The following is a 25,683-nucleotide window of genomic DNA, read 5'->3' on the forward strand; positions in this document are numbered from 1 at the left end:
CGTCCGTCGCTGGCTGCTCAGCCCGGCAGGTCGCGCAGGGCGAGGGCGACGACCAGCGCGGTGTGCCGCGAGGCCGCGTGCACGTCGCCGATCAGCTCCTCGATCTTCTGCAGCCGGCCGTGCACCGTCTGCCGGCGCAGCCGCAGCGCCTCCGACGTCCGCACCTTCGACGAGGAGTGGGCCAGGTAGACGGCGAGCGTGCGCACCAGGTCGCTGCCGTGCGCGGCGTCGTGCTCGACCAGCCGGCCGATCTCCTCGCGCACCACCTGCTCGGCCAGCGGCTCGGTGCGCAGCCCGCTGAGCAGGAGCTGCGCGGTCATCGTCCCGGCGGAGACCAGCCGCTCGGGGCTGAGCTCCAGCGCCCGCCGGGCCGCCGCCAGCGACCGGTCGGCCTCGTCCAGCCGGCCGACGACCGGCCCCGCCACCACCCGGGCCGATGCCGGAACACCCGTCGCCAGCCGGTCCACCGCGGCCAGCACCGCGCGCGCCGCGGTCGTCGCCGCCGACGTCCGGACGACGGCCACCACCTCGCCGTCGACGTCCGCGGCCAGCGCCGAACCCGGCGCCAGCGCGCCGGTGACCGCGCGGACGACGCCGTCGGTGTCCACCGGCCCGAGCTCGGTGACCACCAGCACGACGTAGCGACCCTCGGCGGTGAACGGCAGGCCGAGCACCCGCGCGCGGGACACCAGCTCCCCCGGGGTCCGCCACCGGCGCTCGGTCAGGTCGGTGAGCAGCTGGTGCCGCCGGTGCACCAGGTCACCGCCGGCCGCCGAGCGCAGCAGCGCCAACCCGAGTGCCTCGGCCCCGAAGCTGCACACGCTGCCGGCCGTCGGGTCGTCGGCCCGGGCCGGGGAGAGCACGGCGACCTGCCCCCAGTGCCGCTCCAGCAGGACGACGTCCCGGCGGACCACCGGCCGGCCGCGGCGCCGCGAGCCCGCGCCGTCCAGCCCGGCCGAGGCGACCAGCGCACCGTCGGCCGTGGTCACCGTCACCGGCGCCCCGGCGAGCTCGGCCATCAGCGTGGTCAGCTCGGCGGGCCCGGCGCCGTCCAGCAGCGCGTCGCTGAGCAGCTGGCGCACGTCGCGGTCCCGCCGGGTGCCGGCCTGGGCGTCCTCGAGCAGCGCGGTCTGCACCTGCTCGGTGATCTCGACGAACGGCACGATCTCGCGCAGCACGACCAGCGGCAGCCCGTGCTGCCGGCAGGCCTCCACCAGCCCGTCCGGCGGCTCGGTGAACGTCCAGCCGAGCTCCAGCGCCAGCGCGGCCACCCCGCGGTCGGCGAGCGCCGCGACGTAGGCCGCCTCCCCCACCGCGCCGCGCCCGCCCAGCCCGAGCCCGGTGGTCAGCAGCAGCTCACCGCCGCGGAGCAGGTACGCCGCCTCGGCCAGCTCGCTGGTGTGCACCCAGCGCACCGGCCGGTCCAGCAGGTCGGCCCCCACCACGACTTCCGGCCGGGCGCGGGCCAGCGCGTCGACGGCCAGCACGTCGGCGAGGCTCAGCGGCATGGCCGGCAGCACAGCAGCCGGCGGACAGAACGTCCAGTCGGGCGAGCCAGAACGCACCAGATGGTCCGTGGTGGCCGGTCACCGACGGCGCGCACGATGACCTCGCCCCGGCAGCCCGCCCGGGACCCGCTCGACCCAGGAGCGCGATGAAGCCCGCACCGTTCGAGTACCGGCGCCCGGCCACCGTCGCCGGCGCCCTGGCCGACCTCGCCGCCGCCGAGGGCGCCCGGGTGCTGGCCGGCGGCCAGAGCCTGGTGCCGCTGCTCAACCTCCGGCTGGCCACCCCGCCGGTCGTCGTGGACATCAACCGGGTCGAGGGCCTGGACGCCGTCGTCGAGCGCGAGGGGCGGGTGCACATCGGTGCGACCGCCCGGCAGTCCGCCGTCCTCGCCTCCGAGCTGGTCCGCAGCCGGCTGCCGCTGGTCGCCGCGGCGCTGGCCCGGGTCGCCCACCCGCAGGTGCGGGCCCGCGGCACCGTGGTCGGCAACCTGTGCCACCACGACCCGGCGTCGGAGATGCCCGCGGTGGCCGTCGCACTCGACGCCGAGTTCACCGTCGTCGCCCCCGACGGCAGCGCCGCGACGTCGCCGCCGCCGACTTCTTCCTCGGCTCCTTCGCCGTCGCCGTCCCGGCCGGCGGCCTGGTCACCGGCGTCGCGTTCCCGGTCGCCGCGCCAGGCACCGGCGCCGGCTTCTACGAGGTCACCCGCAAGGCCAAGGACTTCGCGCTGATCGCCGCCGCCGCGCAGCTGACCGTCGCCGACGGCGCGGTCACCGACGCGCGGGTCGCGGTCACCGGGCTGACCCACGGCCCGGTCCGGATGGCAGCGGTCGAGTCCGCGCTGGTCGGCAGCCCGCCCACCGCCGAGGCGATCCGGGACGCCGCCCGGCTGGCCGGCGGCGAGGTGCTCGCCGAGGTCAACACCCGCTCCCCCGCCGCGTACCGACGCCGGGTGCTGCCCGTCGTCGTCGCCCGCGCCCTCAAGTCCGCCGCCGCCGACCTGGAGGTCGCCCCGTGACCCAGGCACCCGCCCGCCCCACGCTGATCCCGATCAGCCTCACCGTGAACGGGCTGCCCGTGGAGGCCGCCGTCCCGGGCCGGCTGCTGCTGGCCGACTTCCTCCGCGAGCAGCTCGGCCTCACCGGCACCCACGTCGGCTGCGGGCACGGCACCTGCGGCTCGTGCACGATCCTGGTCGACGGCGAGGCGGTGCGCTCCTGCCTGCAGTTCGCCGTCCAGGTCGACGGGTGCGTCCTCACCACCGTCGAGGGCGTCTCGCCCGACGGGCAGCTGACCCCGGTGCAGCAGGCGTTCCAGGACAACCACGGCATGCAGTGCGGCTACTGCACGCCCGGCTTCGTCTGCTCGCTCACCGGGCTGCTGGCCAAGGACCCGGCCCCCAGTGAGGAGACGATCGTCGACACCCTCAACGGCCACCTGTGCCGGTGCACCGGCTACAGAACATCCTCAAGGCGGCCCGCCAGGCCGCCGGGCGACCCGTGGAGGGCGACCAGTGACCGAGCAGCTCGCCCGGCCCAAGTACGTCGGCGGCTCGGTCAAGCGCCGGGAGGACCCGCGGCTGCTGCTCGGCCGCGGCCGCTACGTCGCCGACATCAACCGGGCCGGCACCGTGTTCATGGGCGTCGTCCGCTCGCCGCACGCGCACGCCCGGATCGTCTCCGTCGACACCTCCCGCGCGCTCGCCGACCCGCGGGTGCTCGCCGTCCTCACCTGGGAGGACATCAAGGACGCCGCCGGCCCGCTGCCGTGCATCGACCGGTACACCGACTCGCTGCCGGTGCTGCAGACCGCGCTGGCCGACTCCGTCGTCCGGTACGTCGGGGAGCCGGTGGTCGCGCTGGTCGCCACCACCGAGTACGCCGCGGAGGACGCGCTGTCGCTGGTCGACGTCGAGTACGAGCCGCTGCCCGCCGTCGTCGACCTGGACGAGGCGACCGCCGGGGCGACGCTGCTCTACCCCGAGCACGGCACCAACGTGATGACCACGATCAGCCAGGACGTCGGGGACGTCGAGGCCGCGTTCGCCGCCGCCGACCGGGTGTACGAGGAGACGTTCACCATCCACCGGTACGTGCCGATGCCGATGGAGACCCGCGGTGTGGTGGCCGAGGTCGACCCGATCACCGAGCGGCTGACGCTGACCACCTCCACCCAGTTCCCGCACCTGGTCCGCGGCTTCCTGTCCGGGGTGCTGGGCATGCCGGAGAGCCGGATCCGGGTGGTCGCCCCCGACGTGGGCGGCGGGTTCGGCGCCAAGTGCGAGTTCTACTGCGAGGAGGTGCTCGCGCCGCTGTTCGCGCTGCAGCTGCGCCGGCCGGTGAAGTGGATCGAGGACCGCCGGGTCTCGATGGTCGCCTCCTCGCACGCCCGCGAGCAGAAGCACACAGTGCGGGTGGCGGTGCAGGACGACGGCACGGTGACGGCGGTCGACGCGCAGTCGTGGACGTCGAACGGCGCGGCCTACTGCACGCTGGCGACCACCCCGGCGTCGATCTCCAGCGCGATGCTCCGCGGGCCGTACCGGATCCCGCACTACCGGGCGCGGGCGCACTGCGTCGTCACCAACAAGACGCCGCTGGCGGTGTACCGGGGCGCCGGGCACCCGCAGGCGGTGCTGGTGATGGAACGGATGATGGACACCATCGCCGCCGACCTCGGCCGCGACCGGGTGGAGCTGCGGCTGCAGAACATGATCACCCCGGCGGAGCTGCCCTCGGACCGCGGGACGGCGATCGTGCTGGCCGGCCAGGTCGTCTACGACACCGGCGACTACGGCGCCTGCCTCACCCGCGCCGCGGAGATGATCGGCCTGACCCCGGACTGGCCCGCGGAGCAGGCGGCTCTTCGAGCTGACGGGAAGTACGTCGGCATCGGCGTCGCCTCGCTGGTGGAGGAGACCTCGATCGGGCCGTACGAGTCGGCCGTCGTCCGGGTGGACGGCGCCGGCAAGGTGACCGTGCTGACCGGCTCCTCGCCGCACGGGCAGGGGCACGTGACCACGTTCAGCCAGCTGGTGGCCGACGAGCTGGAGGTCGACCTGGAGGACATCACGATCCTCTACGGCGACACCGACGTGGTCGCCGACGGGGTGGGCACGTTCGCCTCCCGGTCGGCGGCGATCGGCGGCGCGGCGGCGCGCAAGGCGGCCGGCGTGGTGAAGGACAAGGCGCTGGCGGTGGCGGCGCACGTCCTGGAGATCGACGTGGCCGACCTGGAGTGGCGCAACGGCGCCGCCTACGTGCGCGGCGTGCCGGCGAAGTCGATGTCGCTGGGTGAGCTCGCTTCGGCGGCGACCGCGTGGAACGCGCCCCTGCCCGGCGGCATGGAGTTCAACCTGGAGGCGACCTACCAGCACCAGGCCGGCGGGATCGCGTTCTCCGACGCCACGCACGCGGCCAAGGTCGCCGTCGACGTGGAGACCGGCGAGGTCGAGGTGCTCGACTACGTGGTCGTGCACGACTGCGGCACGGTGATCAACCCGACGATCGTCGACGGCCAGGTGCACGGCGGCGTCGCGCAGGGGCTGGGCGGCACCTTCATGGAGGAGCTGGCCTACTCGGCCGACGGCCAGCCGCTGCCGGTGACGCTGCAGGACTACATCATGCCGACGGTCGGCGACATGCCGTGGATCCGCACCGACCACATGGAGAGCCCGACGCCGCTGAACCCCTACGGCATGAAGGGCGCCGGGGAGGGCGGGGCGACCGGGGCGCCGGGTGCGCTGGTGAACGCGCTGCAGGACGCGCTGGCGGTGTTCGGGGTCAACCTGACCTCCGACGGTCCGTGGACGCCGGACAAGGTGCTCGCCCTCGTGCCCTTCGCGGAGGAGTCCGAGTGACCGTCACCGTGCTGGCCGGCGCGACCGTGGTGACCATGGACGCCGCGCGCCGGGTGCTGGACGACGGGGCGGTCGCCTTCGACGAGGACGGCATCCGCGCGGTCGGCCCGACGGCCGAGGTGCGCGCGGCCTACCCGGACGCCGATGTCGTGGACTGCGGCGGGCAGCTGGTGCTGCCGGGCTTCGTGAACACCCACACCCACCTGTTCCAGACGCTGCTCAAGGGGCTGGGCGACGACCGGGTGCTGTCGGACTGGTTCCTGTCGATGACCGGCCCGTCGGCGGTGGAGCTGACCCCGGAGGACGTGTACGCCGGTGCGCTGCACGGCTGCGCGGAGGCACTCACCACCGGGACGACGACGCTGCTTGACTTCATGTACGTCCACCCCCGGCCGGGGCTGGGCGACGCGGTGGTCGAGGCGATGGCCGACGTCGGCATCCGCGGGGTGCTGGCCCGCGGCTACATGACGGCGGGTGAGGACGTCGGGGTGCCGCCGCAGCTGGTGCAGCCGGTGGACGCCGCACTGTCGGACGCCGCGAGGCTGATCTCGACCTGGAACCGGCCCCGATCGCGGGTGACGGTCGGGCTGGCGCCGTGCATGAGCTGGTCGGTGGACGCCGCGACGCTGACCGAGACGCGGGCGCTGGCCGATGCGACCGGCGCGCTGGTGACGATGCACCTGTCGGAGTCGCCGTTCGACGTCGACGAGTCGGTGCGCCGGTTCGGGGTGCGCGACGTGCCGTTCGCCGCGCAGACCGGGCTGCTCGGTCCGGACCTGCTGGCCGCGCACTGCGTGCAGGTCGACGCGACCGACCTGGACCTGCTGGCCGCCAGCGACACCAAGGTGTCGCACAACCCCTGCTCGAACCTGTACCTGGGGTCGGGGTTCGCGCCGGTGCCGGAGATGCAGCGGCGCGGGATCACCGTCGGGCTGGCGTCGGACGGGCCGGCGAGCTCGTCGAACCACTCGATGCTGCAGGCGATGAAGTTCGCCGCGCTGCTGCACAAGGGCGTGCACCGCGACCCGGAGATCATGACCGCGGAGAAGGCGCTGGAGATGGCGACCATCGACGGCGCGCGGGCGCTGGGGATGGCCGACGTGATCGGGTCGCTGGAGGTCGGCAAGCGCGCCGACGTGGTGGTGCTGGACCTGTCGAACCTGTGCGTGACGCCGGTGCACGCGGCTGTGTCGTCGCTGGTCTACAGCCAGCGCGGGGACGAGGTGCGGCAGGTGTACGTCGACGGCCAGCTCGTCGTCGCCGACGGCTCGCTGGTGACGGTGCCGGAGGAGGACATCCGGGCGAGGTCTATTGCGGCGGCCAGAGGGCTGGCCGCCCGGGCCGGCACCGACCGGTTCGCCACCCGCCCGTGGCGGTCGACGGTCGACGCCTGACCCCTCAGCTCCGCGCCGGTCGCGATGCCCCCCTCATCGCGGCCGGCGCGGGCTCGTCCTTCACTTCTCGCAGGCGACCCCGTCACCGTCGCGGTCGAGCTTGCCGCTGTAGCCGGGCTGGCCGGCGTAGATCGGCGCAGCACCGGCAGCCCGGACGGCGTCGCAGTTCGCGTAGTAGGCGCTGGCCGGCTCCTCCACGGGAGCCGGTGCGGGCGCCGGCGCCTGGACGACCGGCGCGGGAGCCGGCCGGTGCCGGGACGGGCACGGGAACCGGGACCGGAGCCGGGACGACGACCGGCGCAGGCTTGGGCGTCGCCGTGGTCCGCGGAGCGGGCGCTGCGGTGGTCGCCGCGGCCGTCGTCCGGACGGGGACGTTGGCGACGATGCCGCCGGGCAGCGGCTCGTTCGGGCAGGTGCTGAGCACGGTGGCCACGGCGTTGCGCTCGGCCTGGGTCATCCAGAGTCCGTAGCTCACCTTCACCGCGACCTGGCGGGCGACGTAGGCGCAGCGGTAGCCCTTGTTCGGCGGCAGCCAGGTGGCGGCGTCACCGTCGCCCTTCTGCATGTTGAGCGGGCCGTCGACGGCGAGCAGGTTCAGCGGGTCGTTGGCGAAGGAGGTGCGCTTGGTGGCGTCCCAGCCCTGCGCTCCGGTCTGCCAGCTGTTGGACAGCGCGACGACGTGGTCGATCTGCACGGCCTCGCTGGTGCCCTGCCCGCGCTGGAAGGCGATCGTGCGGCCGGAGTACGGGTCGGCGAGCGAGCCGGTCAGCACGACGCAGTTGCGGGTGCCGGGCTTGAACGTCTCGGCGGTCATGTCGCGGGCCAGGACGTCGTTGCGGGTGTCGCAGCCGTTGCGGTCGACGTCGCTCCACGCCTGGCCGAACAGGTCGCGGTCGTAGCCGGTCTTCGGCGCGCGGCCCTGGACCGGGACGGCGGCCAGCGCGGCGAGCGCGGTCGTCGACCCCGCCGACTGGACGGCCGAGTCGGTGGCCGCGTCGCTGAGGAGCCCGGTCGCCGGGTCGAGGGAGGACGTGGTCGCCGTGGCCTCGTTCGTCTCGGCCTGGAGGAGCGCTGCCTCCGCGGCCTGGGTCGCGGCCTCGTCCGCGGCCGCCTGGTCGACGGTCGGCTGCGCTGACGTCGTCGGCGCGGCGACCGCCGCGGCGACGGTCTCCGACGGCGGCAGCGTGGCGCCGCCGAGGGTGAGCGCGGCGACGCCGGCGGCCGCGACCATCCCGCCGACGCCGCGGGAGGCGATGAACGCCCACCGGGCGCGGCCGGCGACCACCGCGGCGAGCCCGATGAGGAGGGCGGAGAGGCCGAGCACGACCAGCGCGCCGGGGAAGCCGCCGGCCGCGGCACTGGCGACGACGAGCAGCAGGACGACCGCGCCGACGACGCCCAGCGCGATGCGACCGCGCTTGCTGGCCGGCACCGCGACCGGAGGAGTGAACGACAAGGCGGGCTGCGGTGCGACCGGCGGCGGGACGGGGATGTGGGCGGTGTGCTGCTGGACCGGCAGTGGCGCGGTCCGGGGCTCGCCGACGAACGCGCGGCGCACGGTGTCGAGGGCGGCGAACGGGTCGACCGCGTCGAAGGGCAGCTGAACGTCACGGGAGCCGGCGACGGCGCCGGGCAGCGCGGCGGCGACCTCGCGCACGGCAGCGCCGCCTGCGGTCAGCCGGAGCGCGTTGACGTAGAGGGTGACCGGCTTGCCGGCCGGTGGGTCGAGGACGAGCCGCAGGTAGGTCGGCGTGCCCTTGGACTCGGGAAGGACGACGGCGAAGCCGAGGTCGACGGCCCGTCGTACCACCGCCTCGACGGGACTCGTCGGGTTGCGCTGCAGCCAGCGGGCCAGCAGCTCCTCGACGGCAGATGGACGTGGCGATGACATGACCGAACCCCCGTTGGTCGAACAGCGAACCGGCTCAGCATCGGCTCGATCGCCTGCCCCGATCGCCGCGACAGGCCACGGTGGGGTCTGCGCGTGCGTTCAGCACCTCACCCGTCCCAGCGGTCTCACCCGGTCCACAGGCCACCCTCCAGGGCGGTGGCCGTCGCGGTCTCGACAGCCGGCCCGTCGCAGGCGCCCCCGGTGGGGTGACTGACGTGGTGCAGCAGCGTCATCGCCGCCGGCGCTGTCGCGGGCGCCGGTGGAGGGTCGCCAACACCTCGTTGACAGCACCGACGTCGAACGCCTCGGGATCGAACCCGCCGCCGATCCACTCGGTCAGCTCGGCGTGCTCGGGGTCGGCCGGGTCGGCCAGTGCCGCGAGCAGCCGCTCGTAGCCGGGGGCACCGCCACAGTCCTCAGGCGGGCAGGCGCGGGCGCCATCCAGGCAGTGCGGCGTGCCCGAGGCCGACGTCCGACCGCCGACCTGGACCCGGTGCTCCCAGCCGTCGCCGAAGTCGTACTCGTAGGTGAACTCACCGGTCCGCGCAGCGAGGTCGCCGAGCGTGGTCACCTCCTCGTCGCCCAGCTCACCCGGGAAGTCCTCGACATCGCCGTAGACCACCTGCCCGACGCGGAACAGGTGCAGGTGCGCGTCCCGCCAGCCCATCGCGGTCTGCAGCACGCCGTGCAACGCCCGCAACGTCAACGACTCCGGGACGACGATGCGCCGCCAGACCGGCGGATCCACGTCGATCAGCGTGACGGTGAGCTCGCGGGCGGAGGTCTGGACCGGAGGAGCCGGGGAGTCCGCCGGCTCGTCACCGAACAGCGCGGCCCGGGCCAGCGCGGATGCTCGCTCCGACGACTCGGACCGGCGGCGCCGCGTCAGTCCCAGCCGCTCGAACACCATCCGCGTGGGGTGCACGAGGAGGGTCACGTCCGTGGAATCGACGGACCGCCGGGTCACGCGATCCACCCAGCCGAGGGCCGCCAGGCCCCGGCCGACGACCTGGAGCGCGTCCGACCGTCCGGCCGCGACCGCGAGCAGCCACAGGACGCCGGCCTGCTGCTCGGCCTCGCTGGTGCCCAGCGGTAGCCGCCGGGTGATGTGCTCGAGAAGGCCGGCCGAGTTCTCGGTGAGCCGGCGCCCGGCTGCCGTAGGAAGCAGTCGACCGCGGTACACCCGGACCAGTCCCAGCTGCCGGGCTGAGCTGCGCAGGTCACGCACCGGGCCGGTCAGGTCTTCCCGGTTACCGGCGCCGATCCAGTCGGCGTCCCAGCCGAACCGCTGCATGGTCTCGCTGACCAGCGCGGGTGGCAGGTAGCCGGCGGCCGTGAGCGTGACCCCGGCGCCGAGGCGCGCCACGAACCAGCGGTAGGGCTCGACGACGTCCGGATCAGACGACCCGGCCTCACCGGACGACAGCGCCTGGTCGAGCACCCGGAGCAGGTCGAGATCCCGGACGTCACGGAGACGTTCGAGGACCTCGGCCACGTCGCTTCGCATGCTGACCATCCTGGTCGTCGTGGCTCGATCCTCGGCACCTGGAGCGTGAAGGTCGTCAGCGGGCAACGACGCGGAGGCCGGAGGCGATCGCCTCGACCTCCATGGTGCCGGCAGCCACGTCCATCACCACGGTGAACGCCGAGTCGTCGTCGAGATCAGTGACGTAGCCGTTCAGGTCCAGGAACACGACCGTCGCCAGCCAGCCGAGCCGCTTGTTGCCATCGACCAACGCGTGATTTCCCACCACCGAGTGCAGCAACGCCGCAGCCTTCAGCGGGAGCGTGCCGTAGGCGTCCTGGCCGAACGCCTGCGCACGAGGGCGAGCCGCAGCCGAGTCGAGGAGGCCGATGTCCCTGACGGGGCCCGCCCCCAATGCGCGCGTCAGCCCCAGCAGGTCTTCGAGGTCGAGGTACTCGACCTCGGTCACGCCGTGCCGAGGCGATGCAGGACATCGCCCCATTGCTCAAGGAGACGCGCGGAGCTCTCTTGCACCCGGGTGAGGTGGCCACTGCGCGCGTGCCGTTCGAGCACGGCACGCCGGACGATCTCCTGCCGGGACGTCCCCTCTGCCTCCGCCAGGGCCGCGAGCGCCCTCTCCAACTCGTCGTCGATGCGCAAGGTCATGGCCACGGGCGGGATGATACCAACTTGATACCGCCAGGACGACGCGTCAGTGAGCCGGTTGATGAGCTATCACGGCCCGACGGAGCGGCTCATCGACTGCTCCCGGCGCTCAATCGATGGACCACCGCCTCGCCGCCGACGCGACGGATCAGGTCGAGGTCGCCGCAGACGACGAGCAGGTCGCGGGCTCGGGAGAGACGACGTACACATCTCTCGGCCCGCTCCTCGTGCCGGAAGCCGTTGACCGCCAGCACGATCGCCGGCCGCTCAAGGCCCTTGAAGCCGAGCACGTGGCCGTAGAAGAGGTCCTCGTCCTCCCAGTAGGACGACCAGTAGGCGTCCTGGCCCTCGGCCTGGCGTTCCACCTGCACCGGGTGTCGGCTGTAGGTGGTCAGCAGCGCCAGCGACTCCGTCGGCCAGCCCTCCTCCAGCAGCCCCTCGGCGGCGTCGTCGGCAGCAGCGACGGCGTCCTCGGATGCGCACTGGATGAACCGGACCGGTACGCCCGCACCGCCGCGCATCTTCATCTGGAGTCGCGATGCCCCCTCATCGCGGCCGGCGCGGGCTCGTCCCTGGACAAGCGGGAAGGTGCCCCCGACGTTCCCGCGGGAACGTCCGCCATCGGATGCGGTCAGTGTCGGACGCGAGCGTGTCCTGAGCGGGTTCGTCTGGTCACAGCGCCACGTCTGCCACGTAGACGGCATGGTCGCTCAGCCGCTTCCCGTTCCGTCGGGTCAACCGATGCAGGTCCACCTGCTGCTGTTCCACCATCGAAGCGCTCACGGCCAGATGGTCGATCGACCACGCCCCCTCGATCCGGTGCCCGGCATCTTCGGTCAGCGGCTGGAGCCCGAACTTCCCAAAGGCGTCCTGGAGGCGTCCGATGCCGTTCTTCGTGCCCGCCATGCGAAAGCCATCCGCCGCCCGGCTCGCCGTCACGGGCCGCAGCTCCTGGTTGAAGTCGCCACCCCAGATGACCGGCTCGCCGTCCCTGCGCTCGGCGTGGATGCGGCGGATGTGGTGGTCGAGGACGTAGGAGGCCTGAGCGTCGAAGGACTCCGCGGGAAGACCTGGCCAGTACTGGCTCGCGCCTCTCCACGGCAGCACCGAACAGGCCACGAGGACGGATGGAGCGCTCGCCGACGGCGGCAGCTCGACCCGGGTCAGGCACAGCGCCTCTTCGGCATTGGCGGGTCCGCCGTTGGGGTCAGGCAGGCGCGTGATGGGCAGGTGGGTCTGGATCCCGGCCCATCGGTCCTGCTCGCGGCCGTAGGAGCGTGGTGGCGAGACGACGAGTCGCCCATGCCGCGACTGCCAACCTGCGTTGACCTCCGTCAGCAGCCAGATGTCCGCCTTGACGCCGTCGAAGAAGTCGACGATCTCCAGGCCCTTCTCCGACGTGGCAAGGGGGTAGCCCTCGACGTTCCAGGTGCCGATCCGCATGGTGCCTTCCTCAGTCGATCAGCCTGTCAGCTGGCGAGCGGACGTCCCGTCGTCCTCTCGGCGAACGAGGGGTCGACGACAACTGGGGCGACGCCGAACAACCCGCACACCTGCTCGAGCCGCTCGATCCACTTCTGCTGCTTCTCCGGCGGTCGCGGGACGACGACCGCGCTGCGGACCGCGGTGCGATCCAGCCCGGCAGCGCGGAACCACTCGTCCAGCGACTCGGCGGTCGCGATGAACCGCTGGTAGAGCACCGCCTGCGCCACGGCGTTCCGGTAGTACTGCCCGACACCGCCGGTGCCCTGCACCTTCATCTCCACCGCCCAGGGAGTCGTGCCGTCCCGGAGCAAGGCGTCCAGGTAACGGGCGCTGCTCGGTGCGCGTCCGTTGCCGGCGGGCGGGCGTCGCCCCCACCGGGTCGGGAACTGGCTGCCCCAGCTCACCGGTCGCCCAGGTGCGATGTCGATCAGGTCCAGTGGGCGGCCGTCGACCACGACCGGACAGGCACCGCGCAGGATGCGGGACTCGAGCACGTGCTCGTTCTGCGGAGCGGTTGCTGCGTCGACGTCGACCGAGGGAAGCCAGGTGTCGGCGAGGCGGCGGACCGCCATGATCGCCCGGTCCCACGGCCCGTCGGCCGCGATCGTGATCTGCTCGGTCCCCGCGGCTGCGACCCACTGCCTGCGCTGCTCGCTGCGTGCGTCGTTCTTGCCGTCCGCTCCCACATCGAGCACGGCGCCGGCTGCATCGGCGACGGCGAACTGGAGACCCTCGAGTCGCAGCGACCACCGGGCACCTCGCGACGACAGCATCGGATAGGCCCGCACGTCCTCGCGCTCGACAGCGGCGAGGAACTCATCGACCCATCGTGAGGGGCCACGGCGGGTGGCCATCAGCATCTCCGCCCACGGGGCGTACCCGTAGGCGGCCGCGTCGGCGAAGTCAACAGCGACCGCCGGCACCTCGGTCGGACGTCCGTCGCCGTCCAGGCCGGCGACGTGCACCCGCGGTCCCCCGTGAGCCGTCGCGGTGGCTGCCAGGGTGGCCACCGCGTCGATCGTCTCCGGGCGTCGTGGCATCTCGGCCACCAACACCGTCACGTCATCCGCCGAGACCGACCGGTCACCTGATTGCCCACCGAGACGAGCGTGCAGGTCGACCAGGGCGATCACGCCGGCGAGTTGTTGTGCCGGATCAGCGCCGACGGCCACCGTCCGCTGACCGCGCCACACGCACCGGACGACGTCGGACGGGATCGAGTTCTCGTAGTCGGGTGCGGTCACGATGTCCGTGGCACCGACGCGTTCGAGGGCCCGACGGATGTCGGACCGTGTGCTCAGCTGTCCCATGAACCCGCTCCCTCAGCCGACCAGCGCCAGGGACTCCCAGAACACGGGCTCGCTGATCACCCGGACACCGAGGGCCCGCGCTTTCCGCGCCTTGCCTGACTGGGAATCGGGGTCGGCGCAGACCAGCACATTGGTCTTCTTCGACACCGAGGCCACCGGCTCCAGCCCGGCAGCCCGAGCGGCCTCCTCGAGGTCGGACCTCGAGCGCGACATCTCGCCGGTGAACACGATGCGGTCGCCGTTCGACAGGCCGCTGGGGCGGTGCGGAACCGACACACGGGCACCGGACCGGACCATGGTCAGCGCGATGTCGACGTCCCCCGAGGTCAACCCCAGCAGGACGGCGACCCGATCCAGGTCTGCGCGCTCCGTATCGGTGACGACATCGTCAGCCAGGGCCACCGTGGCCAGCGCGTCGAGGTAGAGGCGGTGGGCCGCCGACACGTGCGTCGGCCCGCAGCCGAGCTCGCCGGCGAGGGTCATCAGCTGGTCCGCTTCACTGACGCTGACGAGGCGGTCCTCGAGGACCTGGTCGAGCACGGCCAGGTAGGGGGCCATCGTGGCCGGCGCTCCGGTGATCTCAGGCAGCGCGGACACGAGAGCAGCCAGGTACCCGTTGCGCTCCCGGACGTTCGCCTGGGCTGCAGAACGAGTGACGCTGCGACACGGGTCGATGAACGGGCGTCGGCTCAGCGTGACGTCGGTGACGAGCGCTCGCCAGTCACGCGCAGCCACGGACCGAGAGCCGAGGTAGCTGCCGTCGTGGTCGAAGTCCACGGCCAGCGCGGCATCGAGCAGGGCGAGCTCGCCGAGCGTCTCCCGCATCCGCACCAGCGCCGCCGCGGTCGCCCGGGCATCGGCCAGCGCGGTGTGCGCCTGGTTGTTGGCGATCGACAAGGTCTCGCACACGGAGGCCAGCGACCGGAGCGATCGGTCGAACGTGCCCGCGAGTCGCATCGTGCACAGCGCCGGGGTGAGCTCGACGGAGAGGCCGGCCCGGCTGAACTCACGTCCGAGGAAGCGCAGGTCGAACAGAGCGTTGTGGGCCACCACCACCCGGCCGGACAGCAGGGAGGCCAGGTAGGGAGCGACCTCGGCGAAGGTCGGCGCGCCGATGACGTCCGATGCGTGGATGCCGTGGACCGAGGTCGGACCGATGTCGCGACCTGGGTCGACCAGCGTCGCGAACTCGTGCTCCACCGTCCCGGCGTCGTCCAGCAGGACGACCCCGACCTCCACGACCCGATCGACGCTGGGCAGCACACCGGTGGTCTCGAGGTCGACGACGGCGATGCTCATGGGACTCCCTGGGACGGTGCCGGACGGTCGGTCAGCACTGCTGCCGGGCCCAGCGCTCGCTGTGACCGAGCGGCACGGTGCCACAGCTACGGACCAGGTCAGCGCAGATCCGGGCCAGGACCGTCCGCCTCCGTCCCACGCGACCCACCCGCCACCAAGCGTCCCCAGCCCGCCTCTGCTACCTAGGTAGACGCACCTCACGGGGAACGCTGCTGACCTCGACCTGCCCGACACCCCAGTAGCCGGAGCACAGGTCACCGTCGACCTCACGTCCGGCGCCGTGCTCAACTAAGCGTTGACCCACAACGGCATCCCGATCGTGTCGCAGTTGACGCTGACGGTCTGACGCCTGGTTTGCTGCGGCGACGCTCAGCTCCCAGCAAGCGCCCGATGTCCGCGCGTGATGCCGCGTCGGGCAACGTCAGCCCTGAAGCGGTCAGGCGCAGTAGTCGCAGTGTCCGCTGGCGGGAAGCACCATGTGGTGGATGGGGCAGGTCTTGGGAACAGGTGGGGCAGGCTTCTGCCGGGGCGTCCGGTCGAGGCTGTCGAGCGAGGTCCGCTTGGCGATGAACAGCGACGTCATGCGCGGTGCTGCGTCCTCTGGGACGTCGTGGCAGTAGGTGCGGTAGCACGTGAGGCGGTCGGCGGCGGCGGCATGCTGCCGCTCGGCGAACGAGGCGAAGCCCCCGGGGTGCTCGTGGTTGACGTATCCGTCGCCCACGCCGCCGGTCCCCGCCCGCACGACCAGCGCTGACAGTGGCGGCTTGCCGTCAGAGAGCGTGGCCGCCTGCAACGGTCCGAGCACCTGCCCGATCCAGTGGCCCAACATCATCCGGGTCCGGTAGCCGGTCCTGTCGAAGAGCTGCTGTGCGAGCTCGTCGTACGTGACCGAGCCGCCGTAGGTCGCGGCGACCTCCTCGAGAATGGCTTCGGCGGCCTGCACCCAAGCAGCTACTGCGACATCCCACGCGACCCTCCTCGTCGGGTCAGAGTCGTGCCAGGTACCGGGTGTCCTGTGCGGGGACGCCTGCGGGGAAAGCGCGCTGGCGTCCTCGGTGATGTCCGTCGTCACGAACCGAACTGTGCCGTAAGGGTCGGCCAATTCCGAGCCATTCGCCCGACTCACGGAGCAGTCACACCTAGAAAGGGTGAACCAGGCGTGACCGTCTGAGCCCGGGTGCGCAGACGCACCGACAGCTCTCGTGAACGAGAAGTGCTCGAGTGAAGGATAAGTGACTGTCAGCGGGGCCGGCTCACCTCCTGAGGCGACGCCAATGAACCGACGGTGGCCCCGTGCCGGGGGCCAAAGCGGGGCGACAGAGGCTGCCCGGCACCAGGGCTAGCGGCGCTTCCCCGAACCGGGATGCCCGCCGGAAACAGTCCGCACGCTATTACCCTCCCCCCGCCTGCCTGCGTATTGCGCCTTATCGAAGCACTTTTCACACCGTCGTCGCCGGGGATGATCGTCGCTCGGGGCGAACGGTTTACTGCAACCGGTGCAGGTTCTCCAGCCATGCGCCAGGGCGCAAGCATGGCACCATGCGTGACCGTTTTGTCCCGCCCCGGGTTCAGTGGAGGCTCGGAACTGACGCGGCGACGGTAGTCGCCGCGGTGTTGTGCCGGTAGAAGTCGTCTTCGTGCTCGGCCGGCGGGACCAGCCCGATCTCACCGTGCAGCCGTCGGTGGTTGAACCAGTCGATGTACTCGGCGACGGCGATCTCGAGGTCGTCGATGCCCTTCCAGGGCCCGCGGTTGCGGACCAGCTCGGCCTTGAAGAGGGAGTTGAACGCCTCGGCCAGGGCGTTGTCGTAGGAGTCGCCGGTGGAGCCGACGGAGGCGACCGCGCCGGCCTCGGCGAGGCGCTGGGTGTAGCGCACGGCGACGTACTGGACGCCCTTGTCCGAGTGGTGGACCAGCCCGGTCACGTCGTGGCCGGCGCGCCGGCGGGTCCAGATGCCCATCTCCAGGGCGTCCAGGGCGAGGTCGGTGCGCAGCGAGCGGGACAGCTGCCAGCCGACCACCCGGCGGGAGAACACGTCGATGACGAAGGCGGCGTAGACCCAGCCGGAGAAGGTCCGGCAGTAGGTGATGTCGGCGACCCACAGCTGGTCCGGGCCGGTCGCGGTGAACGCCCGTTCCACCAGGTCCGGGCGGGTGTCCGGGGCCGCGCCGGGCACGGTGGTGCGCGGGCCTTTCGCCCGCGTGATGCCGCGCAGGCCGGCGGCGCGCATCAGCCGTTCGACGGTGCAGCGGGCCACCGGGTGGCCCTGCCGGCGCACTTCGGCATGCACCTTGCGGGCGCCATAGACCCCGTAGTTGTCGGCATGCACCTGCTCGATGACCTCGGTGGTTGCTGCGTCGGTGACCGATCGCGCCGACGGCGGGCGGGTGCGGTGTGCGTAGTAGGTGCTCGGGGCGATCTTCGCGCCGGCCTCGGTGAGGACCGCGCAGATCGGCTCGACCCCGTGTTCGAGCTTGTGCTGATCGATGTAGGCGACGATCAGCGGGAGGGGCGGTCGAGCTCCGCCGCGAAGAAAGCCGACGCGCTCTTCAAGATCGCATTCGCTCGACGAAGCTCGCGGACCTCACGCTCGAGCTCGGCCAGCCGGGTGGCGTCATCGGTCGTGGTGCCCGGTCGGTGGCCCTCGTCGATCTCGGCCTGGATCACCCAGTTGCGCAGCGTCTCGGCGTTGATGCCCAACTGCGCGCCGATCCGCTTCAACGCCCCGGTCCGGGTCGCCGGGTCACGCCGCGCCTCGACCGCCAGCCGGGTCGCCCGCTCACGCAGCTCGTCGGGGTACTTCCTCGGTGCCGCCATGACTCTCATCCTCACGTGGATTGAGAGCCTCCATCAGACCCGGGGCGGGATATTTGATGGGTGGTTTCCGCCCACAGTCGCCACACATCGGCTTTCCAACGCATCTGGCGCAGCGGCCCGACTGCCGCTGCGCTGCCCGAGGCTCGGTAAGCACTCGACACCTCGAACAGTGGACGAAGCCCTGGGACTCAGCGCACGGACGGCAGTACCGCAAGTCACCGTGCACCGCACGTACTGCACATCGGCCACAGAGGTGACGCGTTGGTGCTGTCGCTCGAGAAGTTGTGCCTGCTGGGCCGGAGTTAGACCGCCATCTATCACCGGCCGTTCGTGCAGATTCCACCCTCCGGTGCCGCTCGGCCTCTCTGGCGGCCGCCAACTGAGACCGCATTTGGCGGCCTCGCTCCAATGCTGCCTGGGTCGCTTCGTCCTTCTGCGAATGCTTTCTGGCTCGCGTCACCGTCTCCCCACCAGTCGCTGAGCCACCGCTTCGCCGCCGACGCGGCGGATGAGCTCGAGGTCGCCGCAGACGACGAGCAGGTCGCGGGCCCGAGAGAGACCGACGTACAACATCTCCCGGGCCCGCTCCTCGTGCCGGAAGCCGTTGACCGCCAGCACGATCGCCGGCCGCTCGAGGCCCTTGAAGCCGAGCACGTGGCCGTAGAACAGGTCCTCGTTCTCCCAGTAGGACGCCCAGTAGGCGTCCTGGCCCTCAGCCTGGCGCTCCACCTGCACCGGGTGTCGGCTGTAGGTGGTGAGCAGCGCCAGCGACTCCGTCGGCCAGCCCTCCTCCAGCAGCCCCTCGGCGGCGTCGTCGGCGGCGTTGACGGCGTCCTGGGATGCGCACTGGATGAACCGGACCGGTACGCCCGCGCCACCGCGCATCTTCATCTGCGCCGGCGCGAGGCTGGAGAACGTGCCGGCGATCTGCTTGGTGTTGCGCAGGTTCTCGGTAAGCGGGATGGGGATCAGGTCGACCGTCGGCCGGCCCTGCCGGGCGAAGACGCGCTGCCCCTCGTCGGCGAAGACGTACAGCAGCCCCTCGTCGGGGTCCTTCAGCGCGGCGAGGACGGCGGACCACCAGCTCTCGGCGAAGTCCTGCGCCTCGTCGATCACGATGGCGTCGAACCGCTGGTCCACCGGCAGCTGCCCGGCGAGGGCCACCATCTCGGCGGGCAGGAGCTCCTCCCAGTACCGGCTGTCGTCGTCCGAGCCAGCCGGCACACCCCAGCCGATGCCGAGGTTGTGGAAGGTGCCGACGTAGGCCGGCCGCTCCCGGTGCCGCAGCGTGCCGACCCGGCGGGTCAGGAACTCGGCCAACCCGCGCGAGTAGCACATGAGCGCCACCCGTTTGCCCTCGTTCGCCAGCCGTCGCGCCTTCTCGATGGCCAACCAGGTCTTGCCCGACCCGGCGCCGCCGCGGATCTCGACCCGGTTCTGCAGGGCGAGGAAGTCGAGCACGCGGGCCTGGTCGCGGGTGAGCAGGTCGCAGGCGGCTTCACGCTCGGCGAGGTCGGCGACGAGGTCCTGCTGCGGGATGGTCGCTCCGGTGAGGCAGTCGACCAGCGCCTCGACGTCGGCGGCGGTGGGCGGCTCAGGGACGTCGACGAGCTTGCGCAGGGCGGTCCCGATGCGGCTGGCTGCGTAGGGCAGGTCGGCCTTGTCGATGAGCATCCACCGCGGTAGGTCCGACGCTCGGAAGTCGTCGGGCACCGTGGTCGTCGGCAGGGCGACCATGTGGCCGAGCCGCGGGTTGCCTGCGGACCAACGGTGATGCTTGTCCAGGTAGCCGCGCAGCAGGTACTTGCAGGTGCGGGCCTGGTCGACCGGGTGGATGACCTTGTCGATGCCGCCGCCGACCTGCCGCCACTCGCCGTCCCGCAGGTGGACGCTGCCGCCCTTGACCTCGATGACCGCGACGCCGACGCCGGGCCAGGCGACGATGACGTCGGCCTCGCGGTCCTCGTTGCGGTCGCTGAAGCGCTGACCACAGATGAGGACGACGTCGTCCGGCAGGTGGTCCTGCAGCGCCTCGACGAACAGCCGCTCGGCTGGCGAGGCGAACACCGGCGTCTCCGGGAACCGGCGCGCGGTCACCGCCGCTCTCCGACCTTCATGTCTCCGGACATGCCACTCCCCGTGATCCCCCGTTGTGACGCGCAGCATCGCACTCAGCACCGACCGTTGAGCACTCACCGAACGCGGACGTCACCCCATCGGTCACTGCCAGGAGTTATGAGCTCAGTGGGCGGCGCAGATGCCGACCGCGCTCCACGGCTATTTCCGGCTGCCCCACCCACCTCATCGGCATCACGCCGTTCTGGTTCCGGTAGTTGCGGCCAGGCTCGTTGGAACCGCACATCCCACGAGGTAGACACCGGGCGTGAGCCTCACCGCCCTGGCGTTGCCTGACGTCCTCACCACCGTGGGTGGTCAGGCCTTCTCCCTCGTGGCCGGCGCCGCGGTCGGCGTCTTCGCCGGGGCTCGCTACCAGGAGCCGCTGCAGCGGGCGTCCGAGCGTCGGCGACGGCTGCGGTACGCCAAGCGCATCACCCAGCAGCAGCAGTCGGGGGTCGGCCGTGGCGTCTCCGTCGCCGGCCTGGAGACCCGGGTGCACATCGTCGAGGGCGACGGGCGGCTGCTGCTCGAGCCCGCCAACGTGCAGATCCGGCTGGAACAGCAGCCCGTCGAGCTGTCCGCCTTCGTCCGGGACGCCCGGGCTCGGGTGCTCGACGCGATGGCCGCGCCCACCGCGGACGCCGGCGTCGAGGCGGCCTGGAACAGCGAGACGCTGGTGTCGCTGCTCGGCTACCGGATCACGCGCACCGGCGCCCGCGAGGACTCCCAGCTGCTGCTCTCCGCCTGCCCCACCGACTACGCCACCTTTACGGCGACCGTCACCGGCCTGGACGACGACATCGAGGTCACCGGCCCCGACGGAGCGCTGACCACGACGAGCGTGCGGCAGCAGTACCTGTACGACGAGGCCGTCACCGCAGAGGCCATCGACCGGCCCGTCCCGGAGTTGGCCAACGGCCTCGGCGTGGCCCTGCTGGTCTTCACCGACGACGACAAGGTCATCCTGGCCCGGCGCCGGACGACGGCGCGGGCCCGCCCCGGCGAGCGGGACGTCAGCGTCGTCGAGGGCATGCACACCGAGCACGACCGGAGCTCGGCCGACGCGCTCGACGTCGTCTCCGCTGCCGTGCGCGGCTGCGAGGAGGAGCTCGGCATCCAGGTCGGCCGCCGGGACGTGAAGATCCTCGCCCTCGGCGTGGACATGACCTACTACCAATGGTCGTTCCTGGGGCTGGTCAACGCGCACCGCGGCGCAGGTCCTCGACCGGCACGCGCTGCACGCGCGGGACCGGTGGGAGGCCCGCCTCGAGGCGGTGCCGGCCGACCCGCGGGCGGTGTTCGAACGCTTCAAGCAGGACGGCGTCTGGGACCTGGGACTGGTGACCGCCTACCTCGCCCTCTGCCACCGGGTCGACGCCGAAGCCGTCCACCGGGCCGCCGTGGAGGTCTACGGCCGGCAGCGCCGGATGTCCCCGCTCCCCCGCCGGCAGAGCCCGGCAGGCTCGAGGCGCCGCGGCTGAGCCACGCCGAACACCCACCGAAAGCGCGCTTTCGGTGGGTGCGCCTCAGTAGACGGCGCCGCGGCACTCGGACGCGCAGGCCATGCAGTCGAACCGTTCCATGAGCTCAGGCCGGTTCACCGTCCGGCACGTGCGGCACCAGCGGAAGGCCTTCCGGCTCTTGCGGGCCATCTCCTCGACAGTCTCGGCCAGCAGCTCCGGCTGGTAGAGGACGTCCTCGCGGGCGAACTCACGCTCGTCCGTGGCGGACGTCGTCAGCGTGCCCGGGCCGTCTCAGCGCAGGGCGACCCGCGCCAGGGTCAGCGTGGAGCCACCGATGCCCAGCAGCACCTGCACCGGTTCCCCGGTCACGAACCAACCGCCGGAGTGCGGGCGCTCGGTTGAGCCCAGCTCGACCGGCCGCCACCCTCCGCCCAGCGCGCGGAGCACGTCGTCGTCCGGCACCTCGAGCACCTCGGCGATGCGGCGCACCGAGGCTCGTCCCGAATGCTCCTGCTCCACGTCCCCCCGCTCCGCCGAGCGGCGGTCAGTAGCGGTTCGTGCCACCCGGGCGCTTGCCGCTGCGCTTGGCCTGGAAGTCGGCGAACAACTTCTTGGCCTTCGCCTGGTTCTGCGGCTTGCGAGCCTCCTGGATGAGCTTGGTCGCGACGGTCGAGATCAGGAGCTTGCGGATCGTGCCTGCCATGGTGTTCTCCTCGTGTCCGGCGGCCGGTGCTGGCCGCGCCTTCCGAGAACAGTGCCCCAGGAACCGCTGACCCACTCCCCGCGGACGCTCAAGGCGCGACGGTGTTCCGGGCGAGGGCCCGCTCCAACGCGGCGCGGGCGACCTGCCGGCCCGGTCCGGTCAGCGCGGACGCGGGCACGTGCACGTGGTGCGTCGCCGCGGACGTGCGCTCCAGCCGGTAGTCCGGGTGGTCGGCGGTGAGGGCCACGGCGTCGTCCGGGTCGAGGCGGACGGCGAGGGTCAGCGGTTTGGCGTAGGCGGCGACCCGCTCCTCCCCCGCCGCGCGGACGGCGACGTAGTGCGGCATCACCGTTAGCGTCAGCGGGACCTGACCGCCGACGACGTCCACCAGGTCCTGGATGCGCGGGTCGACCTTGGACCCGGTCAGCTCTCCGAACGACCGCGCCGGGCCGGCGTCGGTCGCGGGGCGTTCGGCCCGGTTGCGGTCCCGGCGCACCGGGCGGACGCCGAGGACCTCGGTGAGGTCCCGGCTGTCGGCGGAGCGGCGGTAGAGCTCGGCGGGCTTGCCCATGACGCTCGAGCCCGGCTCTTTGCGGGCGAGCTCACCGGTGGGGTGGATGAGGGCCTTGCCGACCATGTAGCGCCGGAAGGTGTCCATGGACGGCCTCGTCTCCCCCGGCCCGGGCTGCGGCGCGACCGCGTCGTGCAGCGCCTGCAGGCCGCGCAGGGTGAAGGTCTCGCCGAGCAGGCCGGCCGGGTCCGGCTGCAGGGCGTAGTCCTGCCGGGTCCGGTCGACGGCCCGGCGGACGATCTCGTCGTGGTCGAAGGGCAGCCCGGCGACCTCCTCGGCCGGCACGACCCGCAGGTCCGCGCGGCGGGACAGGACCGGCGCGACGTCGTCGGCCAGCAGCAGGACGACGTGGGCGACCGACAGCACCCAGCCGCGGTCGTCACGGCCGGGGTCGTCGAAGACGTGCAGCTGCTGGGGGCGCGTCCCGCGGAGGCCGACCTTTTCCGCGAGCGAGCGCAGGACGGCGTCCGCCAGCGTCTCGCCTTCGTGCAGAAAGGTGCCCGGGAGGGCCCACCGCCCGCCCTGCGCTCCGCCGTCCTCACGCTGGTGCTGGAGCACACCGAGCGCCCCGCCGCGGACGTCGACCACCAGGACGGCGGTGTCCACCGCCACCGACGGGCGGGGGTAGTCCGCGAGGGTGCGGTCGGACCTGTCGCGATGCGGCGTCGTCACCCGGTTGACAGTGCTGCATGTTTGCGTCATTGTCTAGTTAGTCGCAGAAACGCTGCGAAGTAGGAGTGACGACATGACGCTCTCACCCACCCGGCTGCACGTCGGCCAGGGCACCACCCGCGGTCCGCTGACGGTCTTCCCGGTCGGGACCGACGCACCGTCGCTGGGCTCGGCCCACCTGACCGGCTCCGACGCGCCGGTCGACGTCGCCGAGCGGTCCGCCTCCCCCGCGGTCGACCAGCTCGTCGTCACAAACCGCGGCGACCGGCCGGTGCTGCTGCTCGCCGGCGAGCTGCTCGAGGGCGGCATGCAGCACCGCGCACTCACCGCGACGACGCTGCTCGCGCCGGGCACCCCGACGGTGCTGCGGGTCGTCTGCGTCGAGCAGGGGCGCTGGCACGGCGGCGAGGCGCACCGTCGCCGCGGCCGGCGGGCGCCGCTGTCGCTCCTCCCCCATCTCGAGCGGGCCGACGGCCAGCATGAGGTCTGGCGGCGGGTCAGCCGGTTCGGTGCGGTGGCCGGCCCGTCCGCGACCGAGTCGCTGCTGGACCGGCTGGACGCCACCGCCACGCTCACCTCAGGCCTGCGGCCGCTGTCCGGCCAGCGGGGCCTGCTGGTCGGGATCGCCGGTCAACCGGCCTGGCTGGAGCTGTTCGGGTCGACCCGCGCGCTCACCGCGCACTGGACGGGCCTGTTGGACGCCGCGACCCTCGACGCGTTGGGCCGGCCGGCGGTCCGCACGCCGGCAGCCTTGGCCCGCGCCTTCGCCGAGCGGGTCGAGTCGACCCCACTCACCCGCACTCGGAGCGCAGGTGTCGGCGCCCGGTGGCAGGGCGGCGGCCGGATTCGGGTGGACGGCGTCCGCTGGCACGACCGCACCGCACACCTGTCCGCGTTCGACCTCTCCCACTCCCTGCAGGAGGCCTGATGTCCCAGCCCATGCCCCGCGACCACCGCGTCGCCGGCGCGCTGATCGGCTCCGCCGTCGGCGACGCGCTCGGTGCGCCGTTCGAGTTCGGCCCGGCCGGGCAGTTCTCCGCGCGCTTCCCCACCCACGCCCGCGGCACGTCGACCGAGATGTGCGGCGGCGGGTCCCTGGGCTGGGAGCCGGGCGAGTTCACCGACGACACCCAGATGGCGCTGCTGGTGGCGGCGTCACTGGCAGAGCGCGGCGGGCTGGACGAGGCCGACCTGTTCGACCGCTTCCGCACCTGGGCGCGTGCCGACCCACCGGACATCGGCAACCAGACCCGCGCCGTCCTCAGCTCGGGCCGGCCTTGGGACGTCGCCGCGGCCGAGCACTTCGCTTGGTCCGGTCACGCGGCCGGCAACGGCTCGCTGATGCGGACGACGCCGGCGGCGATCTGGTTCGCCCCGTCCGGCACCGCGGCGACGATGGACGCCGCGCTGCGGATCTCCGCGCTGACCCACGGCGACCCGTCCGCCGGCGAGGGCTGCGCGGTCTTCCACGAGCTGGTGCGTGTGGCGCTGGACGGCGGCGACCCACTGGCGGCGATCCCGGCAACGTTGGATCTGGTGGCGCCCGAGCACCGGGACCGTTGGGCGACCGTCCTGGCGCCGAACTGGACGCCGGAGCAGGCGACCGAGGGCAACGGCGCGGTGTGGCCGACGCTCGGGCAGGCGGTGTGGGCGCTGCGCTACGCCGACGACTTCGCCGGGGTGCTGCGCCGGGTCATCGACCTCGGCGGGGACACCGACACGGTGGCCGCTGTTGCTGGCGGGCTGGCCGGGGCGGTGTTCGGCATCGCCGGCATCCCGATGCGGTGGACGTCCGTCGTCCACGGCCGGGTGCCCGGCTACGCGGACAAACGGTGGGACCTCGCCGACCTGCACGCGCTGGCCGCGACGCTAGACGGCCGTCCGACGGTCCGGCACGTGGCGAGTCGCAGCCCGCGGATCGAGCCCCGGGAGGTGGCCAATGGGGTGTGGGCGTCCGACCTGGACGGCGCGCGAGCCAGCTCCCGGGACTTCGCCGTCGTCTCGCTGTCCCGCACCGGTGAGCCGTTCGGTCATGAGGTGCAGCGGTACGCGTACCTGACCGACGACGACGCGAACAGCGAGGTGGACGCCGTGCTGGCCGACGTGCTCGACGACATCGCGGCACTGCGCGCGGAGGGCCGGCCGGTGCTCGTGCACTGTCACGGCGGAGCGTCTCGCACCGGGCTGGTGCTGCGGGCGTGGCTCCGCCGGACGGAGGGCGTCTCGCCTGAGGAGGCGACGGCCGCCGTCGCCGAGCGGTGGCCGCACCTCGGACTATGGAACGACAGCTTTACCGCTGCGCTGTACCGAGTGAAGGTGTGAGACTGCTCATTCGCCGGTTCCGTCGATTGCAGCTCGCAGCGCGCTAGCGGCCTACGTCCCCGGTGAGGAACCCGCTGTGGCACGGGCACTGACAAGCCTCCCCGGTCAAAGGCTGTTCTGATCCTCGGCGGGGTTCCAA

22 protein-coding genes, 2 pseudogenes and 1 other annotated feature are annotated in these 25,683 nt (G+C 72.6%); of the genes and pseudogenes, 8 read left to right on the forward strand and 16 right to left on the reverse strand.

Features of this window, described 5'->3' with window-relative positions:
* Nucleotides 1-17: 17 nt before the first annotated feature.
* Nucleotides 18-1,508, reverse strand: a complete 1,491-nt coding sequence (locus tag MODMU_RS19385) for a PucR family transcriptional regulator (RefSeq protein ID WP_166503545.1) — start codon at nucleotides 1,506-1,508, stop codon at nucleotides 18-20.
* Between the two features lie 146 nt (nucleotides 1,509-1,654).
* Here MODMU_RS19385 and MODMU_RS19390 point away from each other — a divergent pair, with 146 nt between their 5' ends.
* The 5 genes and pseudogenes from MODMU_RS19390 to MODMU_RS19400 all read left to right on the forward strand — a co-directional run bounded on the left by MODMU_RS19390 (nucleotide 1,655) and on the right by MODMU_RS19400 (nucleotide 6,761).
* Nucleotides 1,655-2,239, forward strand: a complete 585-nt coding sequence (locus MODMU_RS19390; RefSeq protein ID WP_014742073.1) for an FAD binding domain-containing protein — start codon at nucleotides 1,655-1,657, stop codon at nucleotides 2,237-2,239.
* 17 nt (nucleotides 2,240-2,256) lie between these two features.
* Nucleotides 2,257-2,526 (forward strand): FAD binding domain-containing protein, encoded by a 270-nt coding sequence (locus MODMU_RS28685; RefSeq protein WP_231851900.1) that lies wholly within the window; start codon nucleotides 2,257-2,259, stop codon nucleotides 2,524-2,526.
* A 59-nt stretch (nucleotides 2,527-2,585) separates the two neighbouring features.
* A pseudogene (locus tag MODMU_RS27895) lies at nucleotides 2,586-2,912 on the forward strand ((2Fe-2S)-binding protein); the annotation flags it as partial.
* 109 nt (nucleotides 2,913-3,021) lie between these two features.
* Nucleotides 3,022-5,367 carry a xanthine dehydrogenase family protein molybdopterin-binding subunit gene (locus tag MODMU_RS19395; RefSeq protein ID WP_014742075.1) on the forward strand — a complete coding sequence of 782 codons (2,346 nt, stop codon included), beginning with the start codon at nucleotides 3,022-3,024 and terminating at the stop codon, nucleotides 5,365-5,367.
* Entirely contained in the window at nucleotides 5,364-6,761 is a 1,398-nt protein-coding gene (locus MODMU_RS19400) for an amidohydrolase family protein (RefSeq protein WP_014742076.1), read from the forward strand. The genes MODMU_RS19395 and MODMU_RS19400 overlap by 4 nt, the downstream gene beginning before the upstream one ends.
* Nucleotides 6,762-6,821: 60 nt before the next feature.
* Here the strand turns inward: MODMU_RS19400 and MODMU_RS29750 are convergent, their stop codons facing one another.
* From MODMU_RS29750 to MODMU_RS19460, 12 genes and pseudogenes are all read right to left on the reverse strand, one after another.
* Nucleotides 6,822-6,959, reverse strand: coding sequence for an excalibur calcium-binding domain-containing protein (locus MODMU_RS29750; RefSeq protein WP_231851687.1), 138 nt, complete (start codon nucleotides 6,957-6,959; stop codon nucleotides 6,822-6,824).
* Nucleotides 6,960-7,248: 289 nt separating this feature from the next.
* Nucleotides 7,249-8,652 (reverse strand): annotated as a pseudogene (locus tag MODMU_RS30210) (HNH endonuclease family protein); the annotation flags it as partial.
* 229 nt (nucleotides 8,653-8,881) lie between these two features.
* Entirely contained in the window at nucleotides 8,882-10,159 is a 1,278-nt protein-coding gene (locus MODMU_RS29165) for a plasmid pRiA4b ORF-3 family protein (protein ID WP_014742077.1), read from the reverse strand.
* Between the two features lie 55 nt (nucleotides 10,160-10,214).
* Nucleotides 10,215-10,586 carry a type II toxin-antitoxin system death-on-curing family toxin gene (locus MODMU_RS19415; protein WP_014742078.1) on the reverse strand — a complete coding sequence of 124 codons (372 nt, stop codon included), beginning with the start codon at nucleotides 10,584-10,586 and terminating at the stop codon, nucleotides 10,215-10,217.
* A complete protein-coding gene (locus MODMU_RS19420) occupies nucleotides 10,583-10,783 on the reverse strand; it encodes a ribbon-helix-helix protein, CopG family (protein WP_231851901.1) in 201 nt (66 codons plus the stop codon). The genes MODMU_RS19415 and MODMU_RS19420 overlap by 4 nt, the downstream gene beginning before the upstream one ends.
* 89 nt (nucleotides 10,784-10,872) lie before the next feature.
* On the reverse strand, nucleotides 10,873-11,310 hold the full coding sequence (locus MODMU_RS19425; RefSeq protein ID WP_014742080.1) for a P-loop NTPase family protein: 438 nt from the start codon (nucleotides 11,308-11,310) through the stop codon (nucleotides 10,873-10,875).
* Between the two features lie 145 nt (nucleotides 11,311-11,455).
* The gene (locus tag MODMU_RS19430; RefSeq protein WP_014742081.1) at nucleotides 11,456-12,226 is read right to left on the reverse strand and encodes an endonuclease/exonuclease/phosphatase family protein; all 771 of its coding nucleotides are present in this window, start codon (nucleotides 12,224-12,226) and stop codon (nucleotides 11,456-11,458) included.
* 26 nt (nucleotides 12,227-12,252) lie between these two features.
* Nucleotides 12,253-13,512 carry a hypothetical protein gene (locus MODMU_RS19435; RefSeq protein ID WP_166503546.1) on the reverse strand — a complete coding sequence of 420 codons (1,260 nt, stop codon included), beginning with the start codon at nucleotides 13,510-13,512 and terminating at the stop codon, nucleotides 12,253-12,255.
* Between the two features lie 78 nt (nucleotides 13,513-13,590).
* On the reverse strand, nucleotides 13,591-14,877 hold the full coding sequence (locus MODMU_RS19440) for an exonuclease domain-containing protein (RefSeq protein ID WP_014742083.1): 1,287 nt from the start codon (nucleotides 14,875-14,877) through the stop codon (nucleotides 13,591-13,593).
* 436 nt (nucleotides 14,878-15,313) lie between these two features.
* On the reverse strand, nucleotides 15,314-15,949 hold the full coding sequence (locus MODMU_RS19445) for a hypothetical protein (protein WP_166503547.1): 636 nt from the start codon (nucleotides 15,947-15,949) through the stop codon (nucleotides 15,314-15,316).
* A 496-nt stretch (nucleotides 15,950-16,445) separates the two neighbouring features.
* Nucleotides 16,446-17,695, reverse strand: a protein-coding gene (locus MODMU_RS19450) for an IS3 family transposase (RefSeq protein ID WP_231851682.1) whose coding sequence is annotated in 2 segments (ribosomal slippage) — nucleotides 16,446-17,416 and nucleotides 17,416-17,695 — 1,251 coding nt in all. Because the reading frame shifts where the segments join, the coding sequence is not laid out codon by codon here.
* Nucleotides 17,289-17,417, reverse strand: a sequence feature (AL1L pseudoknot). (Overlaps the previous gene by 129 nt.)
* A gap of 456 nt (nucleotides 17,696-18,151) precedes the next feature.
* A complete protein-coding gene (locus tag MODMU_RS19460) occupies nucleotides 18,152-19,792 on the reverse strand; it encodes an NERD domain-containing protein (protein ID WP_014742085.1) in 1,641 nt (546 codons plus the stop codon).
* Between the two features lie 286 nt (nucleotides 19,793-20,078).
* On the opposite strand from MODMU_RS19460, the gene MODMU_RS19465 reads away from it, so the two are divergent.
* Nucleotides 20,079-21,398 (forward strand): hypothetical protein, encoded by a 1,320-nt coding sequence (locus tag MODMU_RS19465; protein ID WP_014742086.1) that lies wholly within the window; start codon nucleotides 20,079-20,081, stop codon nucleotides 21,396-21,398.
* Between the two features lie 169 nt (nucleotides 21,399-21,567).
* Here MODMU_RS19465 and MODMU_RS19470 read toward each other — a convergent pair whose 3' ends face one another.
* The 3 genes from MODMU_RS19470 to MODMU_RS29760 form a co-directional block, all read right to left on the reverse strand.
* A complete protein-coding gene (locus MODMU_RS19470; RefSeq protein ID WP_041795454.1) occupies nucleotides 21,568-21,765 on the reverse strand; it encodes a hypothetical protein in 198 nt (65 codons plus the stop codon).
* Between the two features lie 55 nt (nucleotides 21,766-21,820).
* On the reverse strand, nucleotides 21,821-21,979 hold the full coding sequence (locus tag MODMU_RS28690; RefSeq protein ID WP_014742087.1) for a hypothetical protein: 159 nt from the start codon (nucleotides 21,977-21,979) through the stop codon (nucleotides 21,821-21,823).
* Between the two features lie 88 nt (nucleotides 21,980-22,067).
* Nucleotides 22,068-23,222 carry an NUDIX domain-containing protein gene (locus tag MODMU_RS29760; protein ID WP_231851688.1) on the reverse strand — a complete coding sequence of 385 codons (1,155 nt, stop codon included), beginning with the start codon at nucleotides 23,220-23,222 and terminating at the stop codon, nucleotides 22,068-22,070.
* 73 nt (nucleotides 23,223-23,295) lie between these two features.
* Here MODMU_RS29760 and MODMU_RS19480 point away from each other — a divergent pair, with 73 nt between their 5' ends.
* Together MODMU_RS19480 and MODMU_RS19485 are read left to right on the forward strand one after the other, a co-directional pair.
* Complete coding sequence (locus MODMU_RS19480; RefSeq protein WP_014742089.1) at nucleotides 23,296-24,150, forward strand: ARPP-1 family domain-containing protein; 855 nt, start codon at nucleotides 23,296-23,298, stop codon at nucleotides 24,148-24,150.
* The gene (locus MODMU_RS19485) at nucleotides 24,150-25,544 is read left to right on the forward strand and encodes an ADP-ribosylglycohydrolase family protein (protein ID WP_014742090.1); all 1,395 of its coding nucleotides are present in this window, start codon (nucleotides 24,150-24,152) and stop codon (nucleotides 25,542-25,544) included. The genes MODMU_RS19480 and MODMU_RS19485 overlap by 1 nt, the downstream gene beginning before the upstream one ends.
* Nucleotides 25,545-25,683 lie beyond the last annotated feature (139 nt).

This window comes from Modestobacter italicus, assembly GCF_000306785.1.
GTDB classification, from domain to species: domain Bacteria; phylum Actinomycetota; class Actinomycetes; order Mycobacteriales; family Geodermatophilaceae; genus Modestobacter; species Modestobacter italicus.